The 17,202-nt window shown below is 73.9% G+C and carries 13 protein-coding genes; 8 read left to right on the top strand and 5 right to left on the bottom strand.

Features of this window, described 5'->3' with window-relative positions:
- The first annotated feature begins 6 nt into the window (after positions 1–6).
- From ACFWZH_RS14205 to ACFWZH_RS14175, 7 genes are read left to right on the top strand one after another with little or no spacing between them, the layout of a single operon-like run.
- A complete protein-coding gene (locus tag ACFWZH_RS14205) occupies positions 7–813 on the top strand; it encodes an alpha/beta fold hydrolase (RefSeq protein ID WP_384429340.1) in 807 nt (268 codons plus the stop codon).
- Complete coding sequence (locus ACFWZH_RS14200; protein WP_384429337.1) at positions 810–2,267, top strand: glycosyltransferase; 1,458 nt, start codon at positions 810–812, stop codon at positions 2,265–2,267. Before ACFWZH_RS14205 ends, ACFWZH_RS14200 begins: the two co-directional genes overlap by 4 nt.
- A 5-nt stretch (positions 2,268–2,272) precedes the next feature.
- Positions 2,273–4,144, top strand: a complete 1,872-nt coding sequence (locus ACFWZH_RS14195; protein WP_384429334.1) for a methyltransferase domain-containing protein — start codon at positions 2,273–2,275, stop codon at positions 4,142–4,144.
- Positions 4,141–5,130 (top strand): galactokinase, encoded by a 990-nt coding sequence (locus tag ACFWZH_RS14190; RefSeq protein ID WP_384429332.1) that lies wholly within the window; start codon positions 4,141–4,143, stop codon positions 5,128–5,130. The genes ACFWZH_RS14195 and ACFWZH_RS14190 overlap by 4 nt, the downstream gene beginning before the upstream one ends.
- Positions 5,127–6,281, top strand: a complete 1,155-nt coding sequence (locus tag ACFWZH_RS14185) for an alkaline phosphatase family protein (protein ID WP_384429330.1) — start codon at positions 5,127–5,129, stop codon at positions 6,279–6,281. The genes ACFWZH_RS14190 and ACFWZH_RS14185 overlap by 4 nt, the downstream gene beginning before the upstream one ends.
- A 22-nt stretch (positions 6,282–6,303) precedes the next feature.
- On the top strand, positions 6,304–7,569 hold the full coding sequence (locus tag ACFWZH_RS14180) for an MFS transporter (RefSeq protein WP_384429327.1): 1,266 nt from the start codon (positions 6,304–6,306) through the stop codon (positions 7,567–7,569).
- Complete coding sequence (locus tag ACFWZH_RS14175; protein WP_384429324.1) at positions 7,566–8,603, top strand: TolB family protein; 1,038 nt, start codon at positions 7,566–7,568, stop codon at positions 8,601–8,603. Before ACFWZH_RS14180 ends, ACFWZH_RS14175 begins: the two co-directional genes overlap by 4 nt.
- 22 nt (positions 8,604–8,625) lie before the next feature.
- Here the strand turns inward: ACFWZH_RS14175 and lysX are convergent, their stop codons facing one another.
- Positions 8,626–11,943: a bifunctional lysylphosphatidylglycerol synthetase/lysine--tRNA ligase LysX gene (gene lysX / locus ACFWZH_RS14170; protein ID WP_384429320.1), complete on the bottom strand. Its 3,318-nt coding sequence runs from the start codon at positions 11,941–11,943 to the stop codon at positions 8,626–8,628.
- Complete coding sequence (locus ACFWZH_RS14165; RefSeq protein ID WP_384429317.1) at positions 11,940–12,872, bottom strand: Ig-like domain-containing protein; 933 nt, start codon at positions 12,870–12,872, stop codon at positions 11,940–11,942. Before ACFWZH_RS14165 ends, lysX begins: the two co-directional genes overlap by 4 nt.
- A gap of 241 nt (positions 12,873–13,113) precedes the next feature.
- On the opposite strand from ACFWZH_RS14165, the gene ACFWZH_RS14160 reads away from it, so the two are divergent.
- Positions 13,114–13,308, top strand: a complete 195-nt coding sequence (locus ACFWZH_RS14160) for a hypothetical protein (RefSeq protein ID WP_362924940.1) — start codon at positions 13,114–13,116, stop codon at positions 13,306–13,308.
- A gap of 81 nt (positions 13,309–13,389) precedes the next feature.
- Here the strand turns inward: ACFWZH_RS14160 and ACFWZH_RS14155 are convergent, their stop codons facing one another.
- The 3 genes from ACFWZH_RS14155 to ACFWZH_RS14145 all read right to left on the bottom strand — a co-directional run bounded on the left by ACFWZH_RS14155 (position 13,390) and on the right by ACFWZH_RS14145 (position 17,140).
- On the bottom strand, positions 13,390–14,631 hold the full coding sequence (locus tag ACFWZH_RS14155) for a phosphodiester glycosidase family protein (protein WP_384429314.1): 1,242 nt from the start codon (positions 14,629–14,631) through the stop codon (positions 13,390–13,392).
- Between the two features lie 218 nt (positions 14,632–14,849).
- On the bottom strand, positions 14,850–15,482 hold the full coding sequence (locus ACFWZH_RS14150; RefSeq protein ID WP_384429311.1) for an N-acetylmuramoyl-L-alanine amidase: 633 nt from the start codon (positions 15,480–15,482) through the stop codon (positions 14,850–14,852).
- Between the two features lie 242 nt (positions 15,483–15,724).
- Positions 15,725–17,140 carry a family 2B encapsulin nanocompartment shell protein gene (locus tag ACFWZH_RS14145; protein ID WP_384429308.1) on the bottom strand — a complete coding sequence of 472 codons (1,416 nt, stop codon included), beginning with the start codon at positions 17,138–17,140 and terminating at the stop codon, positions 15,725–15,727.
- Between the last annotated feature and the right edge of the window lie 62 nt (positions 17,141–17,202).

Raw genomic sequence — 17,202 nt, 5'->3', positions numbered from 1 at the left:
CGCGCCATGGCCCACACCGACGCGGGCGGACTGCGCCTGCACACCCAGCGGCTGCCGGCCCGGGGCGCCGGCTCCCGACCCGACGGACCCACCGTCGTCTGCCTCCACGGGCTGGTGATGGACAACCTGTCGAGCTTCTACTGCACCCTGGCCGGCCCGCTCTGCCGCGCCGGACACGAGGTGCTCCTCTACGACCAGCGCGGGCACGGCCGCAGCGAACGCCCGCCCACCGGCTACGACCGGGACACCGCGGCGGCCGACCTGATCGCACTGCTCGCCGCAGTCGGGCCGGACCTCGGCCCGGTCCATCTGATCGGCAACAGCCATGGCGGCGCCGTGGCCCTGCACACCGCGCTCCTGCGGCCCGACCTGGTCGCCTCGCTGGTGCTGATCGACGCCCAGCTGACCGGCGACTGGGTCGAGGAGATGACCGACACCCTCACCGCCGCCGCCCTCGGCCTCGAAGACGGCCGGCTGACCGAGCAGCTCGCCGCGCTCGGGCGGCGCAAGGAGGCCCGGCTGACCGCCGGTGCCGACGCCCTGCTCAACCACACCACGCTGATCGAGGACATCGCGGCCGCCGGCCCCTTCACCGCCGGCGACTTCGCCCGGCTGAGCCGCCCGGTCCTCGCCGTCTATGGGGAGAAGTCCGAACTCCTCCCAGGAGCAAGGGAGTTGGCGGCCATCGCGCCCGACTGTGAGCTGTGTGTGCTGCCGGATGTGGGGCACACCGTGCTCAAGGAGGCCACCGAAGGGCTGTGCGACGCCGTACTGGGGCGGCTGCGCGTACGGGCCGGGGCGGTGGCCGGATGAGAGTCCTCTTCGTCGTCCCGCCGCTCGCCGGGCACCTCAACCCCACGCTCGCCGTCGCCGCCGAACTCACCGCACGCGGACACCAGGTCGCCTGGACCGGCCCCACCGCGGCCCTGACGACCCTGCTCCCGGCCGGCGCCCGGCTGTACCCGGCGGGGGACCGGGGCGCGGCCGACGGCTATGACGTACTGCACCGGCGATGGCGCGATCTGCGCGGTGTCGCGGCCCTGCGCTTCCTGTGGGAGGAGGCCCTGGTCCCGCTCGCCCACGCGATGCTGCCCGGGGTGCACGCCGCCGTCGAAGCCTTCACGCCCGATGTGCTGGTGGCCGACCAACAGGCCTTCGCCGGGCCCCTGGTGGCGCGCCGGCACGGCCTGCCCTGGGCGACCTCGGCGACCACCTCGGCGGAGTTCACCAGGCCGTTCGACGGCTTCCCGAAAGTGGGGGAGTGGGTGGCGCGGCGCATCGCCGGCCTGCTCGCCGACTGCGGCGCACCCGCCGGCTGGGACCCGCGCTTCTCGCCGCACCTGGTGCTGGTGTTCTCGACACCCGAGCTGGTGGGGGAGGGGGGCTCGCCCGGGCCGGGCGAGGATCCCGTACACCACCTGACCGGAGTGCCCTCGCCCCGCCTGGGCGAGGCTCCCCGGCCCAGCGTCAGCGAGGCTTCCCGACCCCGCGTCAGCGAGGCTTCCCGACCTCGCCTGGGCGAGGCTCCCCCACCCCACCCACACACCCTCCCCCGCCCCCACCCTCCCTCCCCCCGTAGGGGGGAGGGAGGGTGCCGGGGGGTGGGGGCGGGGGGCGAAAAGTGGGGCCCGCACTACGCCTTCGTAGGCCCCGCCCTAGGACCCCGCCCGCCCGCCGGTGACTTCCCCTGGCGTCGGCTGGATCCCGGACGCGCCCGCGTACTGGTCTCCCTGGGCACGCTCAACCGCGAGGCCGGGGCCCGCTTCTACCCCGCGGTGCTGCGCGCCGCGGCCGCCCTGGCCGACCGCGCGCAGCTGATCCTTGCCGCCCCCGGCGACCTCGCCGGGGACCTCCCGCCGAACGTGCTGCACCAGGAGTACGTCCCCCAGCTCCAGCTCCTGCCACACCTCGACGCCGTGCTGTGCCACGGCGGCCACAACACCGTGTGCGAGGCGCTCGCGTACGGGCTGCCGCTGGTCGTGGCGCCGGTCCGCGACGATCAGCCGATCGTGGCGCGCCAGGTGACCGAGGCCGGCGCGGGCGTACGGGTGCGCTTCGGCCGGGCCCGTACCGACGAGCTGCGACGGGCCCTGACGGCCGTGCTCGACGACCCGGCCCACCGCGGCGCGGCCCGCCGCATCCAGGCCTCCTTCGCGGCGGCGGGCGGTGCCACCGCCGCGGCCGACCGCCTGGAGAAGCTGCCGCTCGGCCCCGGCACGGACCCCGTCGGCACCGACCACCGCACCGCGTCCGAGAAAGGATCGTGAGGCAGATGGCACCAGCACACCGTTTCCGTGCCGGTACGCGCACCGCGGCGGCCGCCACGGCGCTGGCCCTGGCCGCGGGCACCGTACGCGCCCGCCGCCGGCTCGCCGCGCTGCCCCTGCTGGACGTGGCCGGACCGTACGACACCGCGCGGCCACCGCTCACCGGCTGGCATCTGATCACCGCGCCCGGCGTCACGGCCGACGAGGCGACCCTGCGCGCCGCCGTCGACCATGCCGCACACGAAGGGCTGCGCGTACTGGACCTGATCCCGGCGCGGCTCGACGCCGAGAGCGCCCTCGGCCTGCTCCGGCTGCTCGATCCCGCGGCGCACCGCACGGACCGGGGCGCGCCCGGGCACGGCGCGGGCCACGCCGTGCTGGTGGCCGACGAGGTCCACCGCCGCGCCCAGCTCCCCGGCCGGCTCGCCGAGGCGCCACCGCGCTCCGCCGCCGACCTGCTCCGCCTCCTCGCCGAGCTCAAGGAGTACGCCCCCGACGCCACCGGCTGGGCCATCGCCCCCGGTCTGGCGGCGCCGGCCCCCGACCCCGGCCGGCGCGCCGAGGAGCTCCGGGCCCGCGGGCTGCCGCCCGTCCTGCTGTCGGCCGGCCAGCTCGCCGGTCTCGCCCTGCTGCTCAAGTGCCTCTACTCCGCGCCCCGTTGGGGAGCCGCGGCGGCCGCGCTGTACTGGCTCCAGCCCGCGCTGGTCGCCGCCCCCGCCCGACGGCTGCGGCCGGCCGGCCTGGCCCGCACCACCGTGGCACGTCCGCTGCGGTCGGTGTCCACCGCCCTGCACACCCTGCGGACACCGCCCCCGAAGGCGCCCGGAGCGGCCGACGCCCCGACGCGCCGCGCCGCGTACACCGCCGAACTCGCCCACGGCACCGACCGGTTCTTCGAGCCGCGGCGCACCGACTGCCCCTGGTGCTCGGCGCCCGATCCGGTCGTCCGGGTCCGCATGCCCGACCTGCTGCAGGGCAAGCCCGGCCGCTTCACCCTCGAAGAGTGCCGGCGCTGCGGCCACGTCTTCCAAAACCCCCGGCTCACCCCGGACGGCCTCGACTTCTACTACCGCGACTTCTACGAGGGGCTCGGCGGCGAGGGCGCCGCCCTGATCCTGGGCCGGATGAACGGCACCTACCGGGCCCGCGCCGAACTGCTGCGGCCCTTCACCACCCCCAGGGCCTGGCTCGACGTCGGCACGGCCGCGGGACACTTCTGCAACGCCGCCCGCGCCGTATGGCCCACCACCCGCTTCGACGGGCTGGACATGGGCGCCGGAGTGCACGAGGCCGAGCGGCGGGGCTGGATCACCGCCGCGTACCAGGGCCAGTTCCCCGACCTCGCCGACCGGCTCACCGGCCGCTACGACACCGTCAGCATGCACCACTACCTCGAACACACCCGGGACCCCTTCGCCGAGCTCGACGCGGCCGTCAAGGTCCTGGCCCCCGGAGGGCATCTGCTCATCGAGCTGCCCGACCCCACGTCCCGCATCGCCCGGCTGCTCGGCCCCCACTGGCTGCCCTGGTTCCAGCCCCAGCACCAGCACCTGATCCCGGTCGGCAACCTCAAACAGGCCCTGGCGGAACGGGGGTTCACCGTCCTCGCCGAGCAGCACGGCGCCGCCCACCAGGCCAACGCCGACTTCATCGGCGCCGTCGCCCTCACCGCGAACCGGCTCGCCCCCGATCCGCACGCCCCCTGGGCCACCGCCCCCGCCACCCCGGGCCGTCGCGCCGCCCGCAGCGCCGTACAGGCCCTGGCCCTGCCCTGCTACGGCGCCGCGGCCGCCCTCGACGCCCTGCGCACCGCGGTCGCCCGCGCCACCGACGGCGGCAACGCCTACCGGCTGCTCGCCCGCAAGGAACTGGGGTGAGAGCCGTGGACCTGGCCCGGCGCCCGGCGGCCGACCCCGTGCTGCGGCTGCTCGCCCACGGCTTCACCACCGCCCACGGACGCCCGCCCGAGGTGGTCTGGCGGGCCCCGTACGCCTTCCACCTCACCGGCCGCGCCGTCCACCCCGGCCCGGTGCGCGTCAAAGGCGCACCACCGGCCGACTGGGTCGCGGCGGCCGACTGGCACCTCGCGGTGGCCGTCGCGCCACGCGCCGACGGGATGCTGCACTGCGGCTCGCTCAACCACCCGGCCGAGAGCGCCGCACTCCCGCTGACCGGCCCGGCCGCCCCCGCACCCCGCTGGGCGGTCCGCCCGTACGCCGCGCTGCGTGCGCTCGCCGCCGCCGGAATCGGCCGCGGCGGCGCCGATCTGCAGCTGAACGCCACCCTGCCCGACTCGGTGGGGCTGGCCCTCGCCGAACCGCTGGAGTGCGCCCTCGCCCTGGCCGTCGCGGACGCCTGCGCCGGCCCGGGCGTCCGCCCGCCCACCCGGGCACAGTTGGCGGAACTCCTGGGCTCCGCCGTGCCCGGTGATGACGCGCTGCGCCGGGCCGTGCTCTTCGCCCGCGCCGGCCACCTCCTCGCGGCCGACGGCAGCACCCACCGGCCGCTGCGGGGCACGGGCGGCGGCCCGGAAGCCTGCCTGCTGCTGGTGGCGGTCCGTACGGCCGGGGCCGAGGACCGGCGCCAGGGCGCCGCCACCGCCACCGCCCTGGTGATCCGCGAGGCGCTGCGCGCCGGCGCCCGGTCCGCCTGGTGGCCCGGGGGGCGGCCGGGCCGCGGTGTGCTGCTGCTGATGCCCCCGGACCGGCGCGCGGCGGTCCGGGCCGAGGTGGCCGGCGCCTTCGGCCGCTGCGGGCTGCCCGTGCCGCGCTTCCTGCGGATCGCGGTCGCGGACGCGGCCCGCCGCGAGGACCGACGACCCCCACCCCCCACACCCCCCGACCAGGAGAGTGAGACCCGATGAAACCCCGACCCAACCGCCTGCGCAGAGCGCTCGCCGCAGCGCTCGGCGCGCTCGGCCTGCTCGCGGTCGCCACCACCGCCGAGGCCCGCGTCGGCACCGGCGCCGCGCTGCCGTCCTACGACCACGTCGTGATCGTCGTCTTCGAGAACAAGCAGTACGGCGAGATCATCGGCAGCGCCAACGCCCCCTACATCAACCAACTCGCCCAGGGCGGCGCCAGCCTGACCGGCATGAAGGCGCTCACCCACCCCAGCCAGCCGAACTACTTCAACCTCTTCTCCGGCGCCACCCAGGGCATCACCGGCGACGGCTGCTACACCGCCCAGTCGATGGACGCCCCCAACCTCGGCCAGGAACTGATCGCCGCCGGCCGGACCTTCGCCAGCTACAACGAGGGCCTGCCCGGCGAGGGCTCCACGACCTGCACCAGCGGCCGCTACGCGCAGAAGCACAACCCGTGGTTCGCCTTCAAGAACGTGCCGGTGGGCACCGGCAAGACCTTCGCCCAGTTCCCCAAGGACGACTTCACCCAGCTCCCGACGCTGTCCTTCGTCGTCCCCGACATGTGCAACGACATGCACGACTGCGCCGTCGGCAGCGGCGACACCTGGCTCAAGAACAACCTCGCCGCCTACGCCGAGTGGGCCAAGGCCCACAACAGCCTGCTCGTGGTCACCTGGGACGAGGACAACTACCTGGGCTCCAACCAGATCGCGACCGTCTTCCACGGCGCCCACGTCAAACAGGGCGGCGTCGGCGGCGCCTACAACCACTACAGCCTGCTGCGGACCTTCGAGGACATGTACGGCACCGGGCACGCCGGCAACGCCGCCACCGCCACGCCCATCACCGAGGTGTTCGACACCGGCGGCACCCAGCCGCCCGACGGCGACCTCAAGCTCGCCACCCCCGCCCCGCAGACCTGCCGCTTCACCCAGCCCTGCACCCTCCAACTGACCGCGACCGGCGGCAAGGCCCCGATCGGCTACCGCGCCACCGGACTGCCACTGGGCCTGACCACCGACACGGCCGGCGGCCGCATCACCGGCAAGCCCTGGCAGACCGGCACCTTCCAGATCACCGCCACCGCCACCGACGCCGCCAACGCCACCGCCACGGCCCGCTTCCCCCTCACCGTCAACTGGTTCTGACCCACGGCACGAGGAGACGCCCGTGTACCTCTCGTCCAGCCGCGCCGCCGACGCCTCGGCGGGTGTCGCCCGCCACCGGCCGGCCTTCCTGCGGGGCGCCGTCGCCGGCAACGTCGTCGCCCTCGGGCTGGTCAGCATGGTCACGGACGTCTCCTCGGAGATGGTCACCGCCGTCCTGCCGCTGTACCTGGTCGCCGGCCTGGGCCTGTCCCCGCTCGCCTTCGGCCTGCTCGACGGCGTCTACCAGGGCGTCACCGCGCTGGTACGGCTCGCCGGCTCCTACGCGGCCGACCGCACCCGGCGCCGCAAGCTCGTCGCGGCCACCGGCTACGCCCTCTCCGCGGTCTGCAAACTCGGCCTGCTCGCCGTCACCACCCCCTGGGCGGTCGGCGCCGTCCTGGCCGCCGACCGCACCGGCAAGGGCCTGCGCAGCGCCCCGCGCGACGCGCTGATCTCGCTGTCCACCACCCCCGCGCAACAGGGCCGCGCCTTCGGCGTGCACCGCGCCCTGGACACCGCCGGCGCCCTGCTCGGCCCGCTCGCCGCCTTCGCCGTGCTGTGGGCCGCCCGGGACGGCTATGACGCGGTCTTCCAGGTCAGCTTCTGCTGCGCCGCGTTCGGCGTGCTGCTGCTCGCCCTGTACGTCCGCGAACCGCGCCCGGACGCGGCCGGACGCCGGGCGCCGGCACCACGCCCCGGCGCCCTACGGGTCCTGCGCACGCTGGCCGCCACCCCCGGCCTGCCCCGGCTGAGCCTGGCCGCGGTCCTGCTCGGCGCCACCACCATCAGCGACGCCTTCCTCTACCTGGTGCTCCAGGAGCGCCGGCACCTCGACGCCCAGTGGTTCCCGCTGCTGCCGGTCGGCACCGCGGCCGCCTTCCTGCTGCTGGCGCTCCCGATGGGCCGCCTGGCGGACCGCGCGGGACGCCTGCGCGTCTTCCTCGCCGGCCATGGCGCCCTGCTCGCCGCCTACCTCCTGCTGCTCACCCCGCCCGGTGCCCGACTCCCTTCCACCCTCGCCCTGTTCGTCCTGCTGGGGGTCTTCTACGCGGCGACCGACGGGGTGCTGATGGCGGCCGCCGCCCCACTGCTGCCGCCCGATCTGCGGGCCAGCGGACTGGCCCTGGTCCAAACCGGCCAGGCGGTGGGCCGCTTCGCCGCCGCGGTCCTCTTCGGCGCGGTCTGGACCGCCGCCGGCCCCGTCACCGCGCTGGCCGTGGCGGCCGGCTGCCTGGCCGCCGCCGTCGCGCTCGGCGCCCTGTTCCTCGGCAGAAAGGCCTCCCCATGACGCCGGTCCTTCCGCGGCCCGCACACCGGCGGACGCTGGCGCTCCTCGCGGTCACCGTCCTGCTCGCCACGGCCGCCGTCGTCGCGGTCGGCCGGGCCGCCGGCCGGGCCGCCGAGCGCGACCACGACCGGGCGGGCCAACCCGCCGTGCGGCAGGGCGGCTTCGGCCTCGGCGGGCCCGGGCGCCTGATCTTCCGGAACCTGGTGTGGGGGCCGCAGCGCGACCACCTCGCCGCCGTACCGCTGAGCGACCCCGGCGCCGTCCGCACGGCCGGCCCCGACGACTGTCTGCGCTTCCACGCCGCCGCCGGTACCGGTGTCTGCCTGCGGGCCACCGGGGGAGTGGTGCCCGGCCACGAGGCCGTGGTCCTGGACGCGCGGATGAAGGCCGTCCGGCACTTCCCGGTGCCCGGCATTCCCACCCGCGCCCGGGTCTCGCCCAGCGGCCGGCTCGTGGCCTGGACGGTGTTCGTCAGCGGCGACTCCTACGCGGGCGGCGCCTTCTCCACCCGTACCGCCCTCTACGACACCCGGACCGGCGCCCTCCACGACAGCCTGGAGGACTTCACCGTCCGGATCGGCGGGCGCCGCCACCAGGCCGTCGACCACAACTTCTGGGGCGTGACCTTCGCCGCCGACGACACCACCTTCTACGCCACCCTCGGCACCGGGGGCCGCACCTACCTGGTCCGTGGCGATCTGAACCGCCGCACCCTGACCGCCGTGCGCGAGAACGCCGAATGCCCCTCGCTCTCCCCGGACGGCACCCGGATCGCCTTCAAGAAACGGGTACGGCCCAAGGGCGCCGACGCGCCCTGGCGGCTGTACGTCCTGGATCTGCGCAGCGGACGCGAGTGGCCGCTCGCCGAGCGGGCGAGCGTCGACGACCAGGCGCTGTGGAGGGACGGCCGCACTGTGCTGTACGCCCTTCCCGGGGACTACGGCGCCGACCTGTGGCAGGTGCCGGCGAACGGCGAAGGCCACCCCCGCAAGGTGGTGGCCTCCGCCGTCTCGCCCGCTGTGACCGGGCCGTGAGGGTGTCCCCGCAGGGACCGTCTCAGCGCCGCCGCACCAGCGGGAACGGCAGCGTCTCGCGGATCGACAGACCGGTCAGGAACATCACCAGCCGGTCCACGCCGATGCCCAGACCACCGGTCGGCGGCATCGCGTACTCAAGGGCCTGCAGGAAGTCCTCGTCCAGCTCCATCGCCTCGGGGTCCCCGCCGGCCGCCAGCAGCGACTGCGCGGTGAGCCGCCGGCGCTGCTCGACCGGGTCGGTCAGCTCCGAGTAGGCGGTGCCCAGTTCGGTGCCGAACGCGACCAGGTCCCAGCGCTCGGCGAGCCGCGGATCCTTGCGGTGCTGCCGGGTCAGCGGCGAGACGTCGGTGGGGAAGTCCTTGTAGAACGTAGGGAGCTGGGTCTTCTCCTCCACCAGCCGCTCGTACATCTCCAGCACGATGTCCCCGCGGCCCATCTCCGGCTTCACCGGTACCGAGGCGGCAGCGCACAGCCGGCGCAGCCGGTCCGCCTCGGTGTCCGCGTCGACCTCCTCGCCGAGCGCCTCGGAGATCGCGCCGTAGACGGTCTTGACCGGCCAGATCCCCGAGATGTCGTGCTCGACCAGTCGGCCGCTCGCATCCGCCTTACGGGCCGTGGCGCTGCCGAACGCGGCGATCGCGGCACCCTGGATCAGCTCCCGGGTCAGGTCGAGCATCACGTCGTAGTCGGCGAAGGCCTGGTAGGCCTCCAGCATCGTGAACTCGGGGTTGTGCTTGTAGGAGATGCCCTCGTTGCGGAAGGTCCGCCCCATCTCGAAGACCTTCTCCATACCGCCCACACACAGCCGCTTGAGGTACAGCTCCGGCGCGATGCGCAGATACAGGTCGAGGTCGTAGGCGTTGATGTGGGTGTGGAACGGGCGGGCGTTGGCGCCGCCGTGGATCTGCTGCAGCATCGGCGTCTCGACCTCGAGGTAGCCGCGGTCGATCAGGCCCTGGCGCAGTGCCTGCACGGCCGTGCTGCGGGCCCGTACGTTCTCCCGCGCGTCCGTCGAGACGACCAGGTCCACATAGCGCTGGCGGACCTTGGCCTCGGGGTCGGACAGCCCGCGCCGCTTGTCCGGCAGCGGACGCAGGCACTTGGCCGTCAGCCGCCACTGGGTCACGAACACGGTCAGCTCACCGCGGTCGCTGCTGCCGACCTCGCCCTCGGCCTCGACATGGTCGCCGAGGTCGATGTCCGAGCCGAAGCGGTCCAGCAGCTCCTTGCCGCTGCCGTCCCGGGTCAGCGCGATCTGCAGATCGCCCGACCAGTCCCGCAGCACCGCGAAGAGCACGCCGCCGTGGTCACGGGTGAGCAGCACCCGTCCGGCGATGCTGACCGACTTGCCGGTGCGCGTCCCCGCCGCGAGGTCGGGGTACTCGTCGCGGACCTGGCCCAGGGTGTGCGTACGCTCCACGCCCACCGGATAGGGGTCGGTGCCGTTCTCCCGCAGCCGCTCCAGCTTGCGGTGGCGCACCCGCACCTGCTCGGGCAGCGCGGCCAGCTCCTGCGCGCGCTGCTCCTCCTCGGTGGCCGGTGCCGTCCGCACCAGGCCCAGCTCGTCCAGCGACGGCAGACCGGCCGTGCTCGCCGGGGCCAGCACCCGCTTCTTGTGGCCCTTGCCCCACAGCTTGCCCAGGCTCGGTACGGCCACGAAGCCCTCGGCGATACCGGAGGCCAGACCGATCCGGGCCAGCGCGCCGGCGTCCGCGTAGCACAGGAACCGCGGGTACCACTCGGGGTTGTACTTGGCGTTGGAGCGGTAGAGCGCCTCCAGCTGCCACCACTTGGAGAAGAACAGCAGCAGCCGGCGCCAGAACTTCAGCACCGGTCCGGCGCCGATCCGCGCGCCCTCCTCGAAGGCGGAGCGGAACACCGCGAAGTTCAGCGAGATCCGGCGCACGCCCATCGCCCCGGCCTGGGCGCACAGCTGGGCGACCATGAACTCCATCACGCCGTTGGGCGCGGTGCGGTCACGGCGCATCACGTCCAGCGAGATGCCGTCCGGGCCCCACGGCACGAAGGACAGCAGGGCGATCATGTTGCCGTCGCCGTCGAACGCCTCGGCCAGCAGGCAGTCCCCGTCCTCGGGGTCGCCCAGCCGGTCCAGCGCCATCGAGAAGCCGCGTTCGGTCTCGGTGTCGCGCCAGGCGTCCGCCCGGTGGATGACCTCCTGCATCTCCTCGTCGGTCAGCGCGGAGTGGCGCCGTACCCGGAAGGTCGCGCCGGCCCGCTCGACGCGGTTGACGGCCTGGCGGGTGACCCGCATCTCGCGGCCGTCCAGGTCGAAGTCCTTCACGTGGAGGATGGCCTCGTCGCCCAGCTGCAGCGCACCGAGCCCGCAGCGCGCGAACGCCTTGGCGCCGCTCTCGCTGGCGCCCATGACGGCCGGCTGCCAGCCGTAGCGCCCGGCGACCTCCAGCCACGCCTCGATCGCCTGGGTCCAGGCCTCGCGGTCACCGACCGGGTCACCGCTGGCCAGGCAGACCCCGGCCTCGACGCGGTAGGTGACGGCGGCCTTGCCGCTGGGGGAGAAGACCACGGCCTTGTCGCGGCGGGTGGCGAAGTAGCCCAGCGAGTCCTGGCTGCCGTAGCGGTCCAGCAGCGCCCGGATGCGGGCCTCCTCGTCGCCGTGCAGCGCGGCCTCCATCCGCTGCGAACGGAAGAGCGTGGCCGCCGCGTTCAGCAGCGCCAGCGCACCGAGCAGTTCGAGGACGGTGCTGATCCAGTGCGGCGGATGGCCCTCGACCAGATGGCCGCCGACCAGCCCGCCGCAGACGCGGTTGGCGACCCACAGCAGGCGGTTGCCGCCGCCGGCCTCCAGCGTGCCCGGAGCCAGCGTCACCAGCCCCCAGCCGATCAGCACAGCGACCGCCAGCCCGGCGGCCAGTACGCCGATGGCGCGCAGGAACGCGCCCCGCCGGGTGATCGCGTAGAACTCGCGGTGCGCGACGAGCAGCAGCACCAGCGCACCGGTGCACAGCACCAGCGAGAAGGCGAACTCCGCGTACCCGGCGGCCAGGAACAGCGCGTCGGCCAGAACGACCAGCACCATGTAGGCCACGACGAACCACAGCGCCACGCGTTTGCGCGCGGTCATCGCCGCGCCCAACAGGAAGAGGAACACCGCGTAGGCGAAGTTGGGCGCCACTGGGATCGTGAGCGTGTCCAGCCAGTAGATCACCGGGTGGAGCGCGCGCCGCAGGGGCCCGATCAGCGCCGTCAGGGCACAGAAGAGCCCCAGCACGCTGAAGATGATGGCGAAGCCATTGGGGACGCGGCGCCGAAAGCGCCGCCACCCCGTGAGTTGATCCTGGTCCTGCACGGTGCTCATTCCGTCACACTAGGCTCTGAAAGGGGTCTACTGCTCGACGCGAGGGCGCTCGTTTCGCCGCCGGCGGGAACACCGGCATTCCAGTCTCCGATCCCGATGGTCCTCTCGTCTTTCCCTCGCACGGAGGATGCGGTGACCACGACGGGGTCACCCACGTGGACCTTGCCACAAACCCGCGCCGCGGCCGAGTCGGCGCAAGTCCGGCCGATGGTGAAGTTCAGGTCATAGTCCGTCGCGAAGTAGCGTCCGCCGCCGGAGTCCACACCGCTCAGCTCCGCCCGCAGCGTGATCCGGGTCCCCGGTTTCGAGGGCCGCGCGGGCCGCCAGGCCACCTGGTCCTTGCCGCTGTCGTCGTTGCCCCAGTCCCAGGAGCCCGAAGCGCGGTCGTCGGAGGTGACGCTCAGGCCCCGCAGCACCGCTTCCCGGTCGGTCACCGGGAAGTCGAAGGTGACCGTGATCGGCCGGCCGGCGCCGACCACGGAGCCCTGCCGGCCGGGATCGACCACGAGCTTGTTGAGCCTGGCGGCCTTCGCCGTGGTGAGCGACTCCTTGGTCGTGCCGACGCCGCCCTGCGCGTTCCTCGTCCTGGCGACGAGGGAGTACTTGGTCTCCGGCGCGGCCTTCTCGCTCGACGTCCAGACGGACCCGCCGTCGCCGAGCCCGCCGGGCAGCCGCCGGCCCCTGGGATCGGTGAGCGTCACCTCGGTCAGCACCCCGCCCTCGGCGGTCACCTGCAGGGTGTCGCCGGCCTGCACCGTTCTGGTGCCGCTCGCCGCGCCCAGCGCCACCTTCACCGGGTCGCCCTTGGACGCCGACGCCGCTGTGCCCCCGCACCAGGTGAACACACCGACGCCGATCACCGGGATCAGCAGGAGTGCGACACACAGCGGCCAGGGCGGCCGGCGGCGGGGGGAGGGGGTCTGGCTCATGCGGGCTTTCCGTCTGCGGTGCGGGTGGGGCGGGGATGTCGGCCGCTAAGACGGCCGATCCGCATACTCCGTTGCGGGGAGTGACGTGATCCACATCACATCGCAGGGCGCCGCCTCCCGCCGTGACCCACGGTGATCACCCCAATGGAGCATCGGGCCTCGAACCGGACATACCTCTGAATACGCCAAACTGGCCACCCCTGCCGCCCGTTCGGGCGGCGGTCGAGGAGGTGTGCGTCCCGTGGCTGTTTCCATCTCGGTCGTGCTGCTGCTGGTGATCCTCACGGTGATCTTCCTGCGCAGCGGAAAACTCAAGTTCTCGCACGCCCTGGTGTGCGCACTGCTGGGCTTCTATCTGGCGAGCAGCAGCCTCGCCCCGGACATCCACCAGGGGCTCGCCGGGGCCGCGGACATGGTGAGCAGCGTCCGCCCGTGACCATGACGGCCCACCGCGGCGGCCCGGATCGCCGGGCGGGCCCGACCGCCGGCGGGCGCCGGCCGGCCGGTCGCGCACCGCTCACCCGAAGGAGAAGACCCCGACGGCGTTCGGCACCGGCCGCTCCGCGCCGCCCGACGGATGGTTGCGCACCACGACCCGGCCGAAGCCGTCGCCGGTCACCAGCGTCGAGGAGCCGCCGCCGTCCAGGTTCATCGCGTCGCGGGCGCCCAGCTGGTCCATCAGCTCGGCCAGCTCCCGCACCGTCAGTCCGGTCCGCCCCTGCCCCGGCGCCCCGTCCAGCGCCATCAGATACAGCAGCCGGCCACCGGGCCCGATCCCCGCGGCCGTACGCACCGCCACCGTCACGGCGTCCAGACCCGCCACCGGCTCGGCGTCCCGCACGATCGGGAAGCCGCCCACCGCGAACCGCAGCGGGACCGGCTGCTGCCCGACGAGGCGGTAGCCGACCGTCACCGGCTCGCCGACATGCAGCGTGCGCAGCTGCCGCGCCCCCTCCTCCCGGCCCACCAGCACCACGCTCCCCGCCGCCACCCCGCCGGCGCCCGGCCGGCCTTCCAGCGCCGACACCCTGCCGTACCGGACCGTCACCTCTGCGGTCTCCTCAGTGCACGGCGCGGTCCGGTCGGTGTCCGTACCGCAGGTGGCCCGCACCCGGGACGTCGGGCCCCACTGCGCGGTGTACGCGCCGATGCCGTCCACCGGCAGCGCGTACTGGTTCAGCCCGCGCAGCGGCAGCACCCCTCCGGGGGTGAGCACCGCGCCGCGCAGCGTGAGCCGGTCCAGCCGCGCCCGGCGGTCGTAGCCGACACCGATGACGTCCTCGGTGGTCGCGCCGGGCGGCATGACCGGACCGAACCGCTGCCCGCCCGGTACCGCGCCCTTGAGCTGCCGCCCCGACGCCACCGCCGGGCCCACCGGGGCGCCGGTCGCCTCCACGCCCGGATGCTGGGTCTCGGTGATGTGGAAGAAGTCGCCGTTGACGGCCGCCACCGCGCCGCGCGCCGCGGCCAGTTGGGACACCGGCGCCCGGGCGCCGACCACCCCCGGATACAGCAGATCGACCGCGACGTGCGGATCGGCCAGGTCGACCGTCAGCAGATGCCCGTGCGCGATCCCGCGCGGCAGCGTCACCAGGAACTCGCCGTACGCCACACCGGGCGCCACCGCCACGGCGTCGAAGCGCTGCACGGTGGTGGCGGCGGTGGCCGCGGGCCCGCCCGCCAGCCCGCCGCCCGCGAGCACACCCCACACCACCAGCACCGTCAGCACCGCTCGAACCCGGCCGAATCGCTGCTTCACGAGCCCCCCTGACGTCGCGCCAACTGTCCCAGGTGCCGAAGACGTTCACTTCGCGTCGCTCATCGCGCCCGATCGTCGAAAAATTACTATCGCCTGGAGATGTCATGGATCTGTACACCCGCACAACGGCCGCCGTGTCGCTGGGCGCGGCCCCGGCCGCAGGCCTGACCCCGCCCGTCGCACCCGCCGGACGGGCATCGGCCGCGCCGAGTGCGGCGTCACCCGGCGCGCCGCCAGGAGGCCTCTACGACCAGCTCCATGTAGCGCGCCCAGTCCCAGAACTCGCCCGGGTCGTGGTGGTCGGTGCCGGGCACCTCCACATGGCCGATGATGTGCGCGCGGTCCAGCGGGATCCGGTAGCGGGCGCAGACGGCGGCGGTGAGCCGGGCGGACCGCTCGTAGAGCACGTCGGTGAACCAGGTCGGGTCGTCGATCCAGCCCTCGTGCTCGATGCCGATGCTGCGGGTGTTGTAGCCCCAGTTGCCGGCATGCCAGGCGACGTCGCGTTCCTTGACGCACTGGGCGAGATGGCCGTCCGCGGACCGTACGACATAGTGGGCGGCCGCCTTGTGCGTGGGGTCCTGGAAGAGCCTGAGGGTGTCCTCGTAGGTCTCCTGCGTCACATGCACCACGACCATGTCGATCGGATACTGCGTGGGGCGGTGGGCGGCGGTGAAGTTGGACGGGCTCGCCGGGACCCACTGGACGGGGGGATAGCCGCCGCCGTGCGGTGCCCGCCCGCGGGGAGCGGCCGCGGCGGCGGTGAGGGGAGCGAGCGCGGCCGAGGCGGCGAGTGCGGCGGCACCGGTGATCAGGCCGCGGCGGGCCGGGCGGGAAGGATCGTGCGCCATGTGAACTCCTGACAAGGACCGAGGGGGAAGGTCGCGTACATGTCACGCACATCTGTACGTTCATCATGCGCAAGAGGGCATTCCCTGCCAAGGGCGTGGCCGCGTCGCCAATGGCTGGGCCAAAGGCGAAACGGCGAGGTCAGGAGCCGGGCATATGACCTGATCGGTCGTCACCCGGGTGCCGCGCCCGCCGCCTTGGCGGCGACTCACCGGCGCGGCACCCCGGACGGCAGCCGTCGCCGTCAGTGACCGATCTCCACGTCCTCCAGGATCCCCAGCGCGTCCGGCACCAGCACCGCCGCCGAATAGTAGGCGCTGACCAGGTAATTGATGACGGCCTGGTCGTTGATGCCCATGAAGCGCACTGACAGGCTGGGCTGGTACTCGTCGGGAATGCCGGTCTGGTGCAGCCCGATCACCCCCTGGTTCTCCTCGCCGACCCGCAGCGCCAGAATCGAGCTGGTCTGGTCCGGGTTGATCGGGATCTTGTTGCAGGGCAGCAGCGGAATACCCCGCCAGGAACGCACCGCCGCGCCCTCGAACTCGACGGTGCTGGGGTAGATGCCCCGCGCGTTCCACTCCCGCCCGATCGCGGCGATGGTGCGCGGATGCGCCAGCAGGAACTGCGTCTTACGGCGCCGCGAGATCAGCTCGTCGAGGTCGTCGGGGGTGGGCGGACCGCTGCGGGTGTGGATGCGCTGCTTGAGGTCGGCGTTGTGCAGCAGCCCGAACTCGCGGTTGTTGACCATCTCGTGTTCCTGGCGCTCGCGCAGCGCCTCCACGGTCAGCCGCAGCTGCTGGTCCAGCTGGTTCATCGGGCCGTTGTAGAGGTCCGCGACGCGCGAGTGCACCTTCAACACGGTCTGCGCGACACTGAGTTCGTACTCGCGCGGCGCCGTGTCGTAATCGGCGAAGGTGCCGGGCAGGAGCGGTTCGCCGACATGGCCGGCGGCCAGCTCGATGGCCGCCTCGCCGTGCTTGTTCTGCGCCGGCACCAGCGCCGCACGGAACTCCTCGACATGGGCGCGCAGCGACTCCGACTCCGCCAGCACCGCCTCGAAGTCGCTGCGGTACAGGGTCAGTGCGGTCACCCGGGTCACCGCCTGCACGGAGTGCTCCCACTCCGCGTCCGGCGACACCAGGGCCGCCGCGCCGATGGCGTCGCCGTCGGCGATCGTGCCCAGGGCCGTGTCCTCGCCGTACTTGCCGGTGCCCGTCCGGTCGAGCTTGCCGTGCGCGATCAGGATGACCCGGTCGGTCGGCCCTCCCTTGCGGACCAGTACGTCACCGGGGGCGAACTCCCGCTGGACGAACCGGCCGGCCAGCGCCTCCAGCGTCGCGCTGTCGTCGAAGCCGCGCAGCGGCGCCAGTTCGCGCAACTCCGCGGGGATCACCCGGACTTCGGTGCCGGTCGAGACGAACTCGATCCGGCCGTCGCCGAGGGTGTGCGTGAGCCGGCGGTTGACGCGGTACGTACCGCCGGAGACCTGGGTCCAGGGCAGGACGCGCAGCAGCCAGCGGGAGGAGATCCCCTGCATCTGCGGCGGCGTCTTGGTCGTGGTCGCCAGCTTGCGGGCCGCCGAGGTGTCCAGGCTGGAACGGTTCTGCTCGATCCCGGAAGGCTGCGGGCCGGACGTCGGGTCCACCGATGTGGTCATGGAGAAGGCTCACCTGTTCTGTGGGGTGCGGTGCGTACGTGGCGTGGTGCCGTGGCGCCGGG

Source organism: Streptomyces sp. NPDC059008 (assembly GCF_042749045.1).
Taxonomy (GTDB): domain Bacteria; phylum Actinomycetota; class Actinomycetes; order Streptomycetales; family Streptomycetaceae; genus Streptomyces.
Note: the sequence above shows the minus strand (reverse complement) of the source record. Positions and strands in the feature narration are given on the sequence as shown.

Excerpts from the sequence above, each read along its gene's own strand:
- ACFWZH_RS14165 (WP_384429317.1), bottom strand. The coding sequence starts at position 12,872 with ATGAGCCAGACCCCCTCCCCCCGCCGCCGGCCGCCCTGGCCGCTGTGT.
- ACFWZH_RS14175 (WP_384429324.1), top strand. The coding sequence starts at position 7,566 with ATGACGCCGGTCCTTCCGCGGCCCGCACACCGGCGGACGCTGGCGCTC.
- ACFWZH_RS14150 (WP_384429311.1), bottom strand. The coding sequence starts at position 15,482 with ATGGCGCACGATCCTTCCCGCCCGGCCCGCCGCGGCCTGATCACCGGT.
- ACFWZH_RS14185 (WP_384429330.1), top strand. The coding sequence starts at position 5,127 with ATGAAACCCCGACCCAACCGCCTGCGCAGAGCGCTCGCCGCAGCGCTC.
- ACFWZH_RS14195 (WP_384429334.1), top strand. The coding sequence starts at position 2,273 with ATGGCACCAGCACACCGTTTCCGTGCCGGTACGCGCACCGCGGCGGCC.
- lysX (WP_384429320.1), bottom strand. The coding sequence starts at position 11,943 with ATGAGCACCGTGCAGGACCAGGATCAACTCACGGGGTGGCGGCGCTTT.
- ACFWZH_RS14145 (WP_384429308.1), bottom strand. The coding sequence starts at position 17,140 with ATGACCACATCGGTGGACCCGACGTCCGGCCCGCAGCCTTCCGGGATC.
- ACFWZH_RS14200 (WP_384429337.1), top strand. The coding sequence starts at position 810 with ATGAGAGTCCTCTTCGTCGTCCCGCCGCTCGCCGGGCACCTCAACCCC.
- ACFWZH_RS14205 (WP_384429340.1), top strand. The coding sequence starts at position 7 with ATGGCCCACACCGACGCGGGCGGACTGCGCCTGCACACCCAGCGGCTG.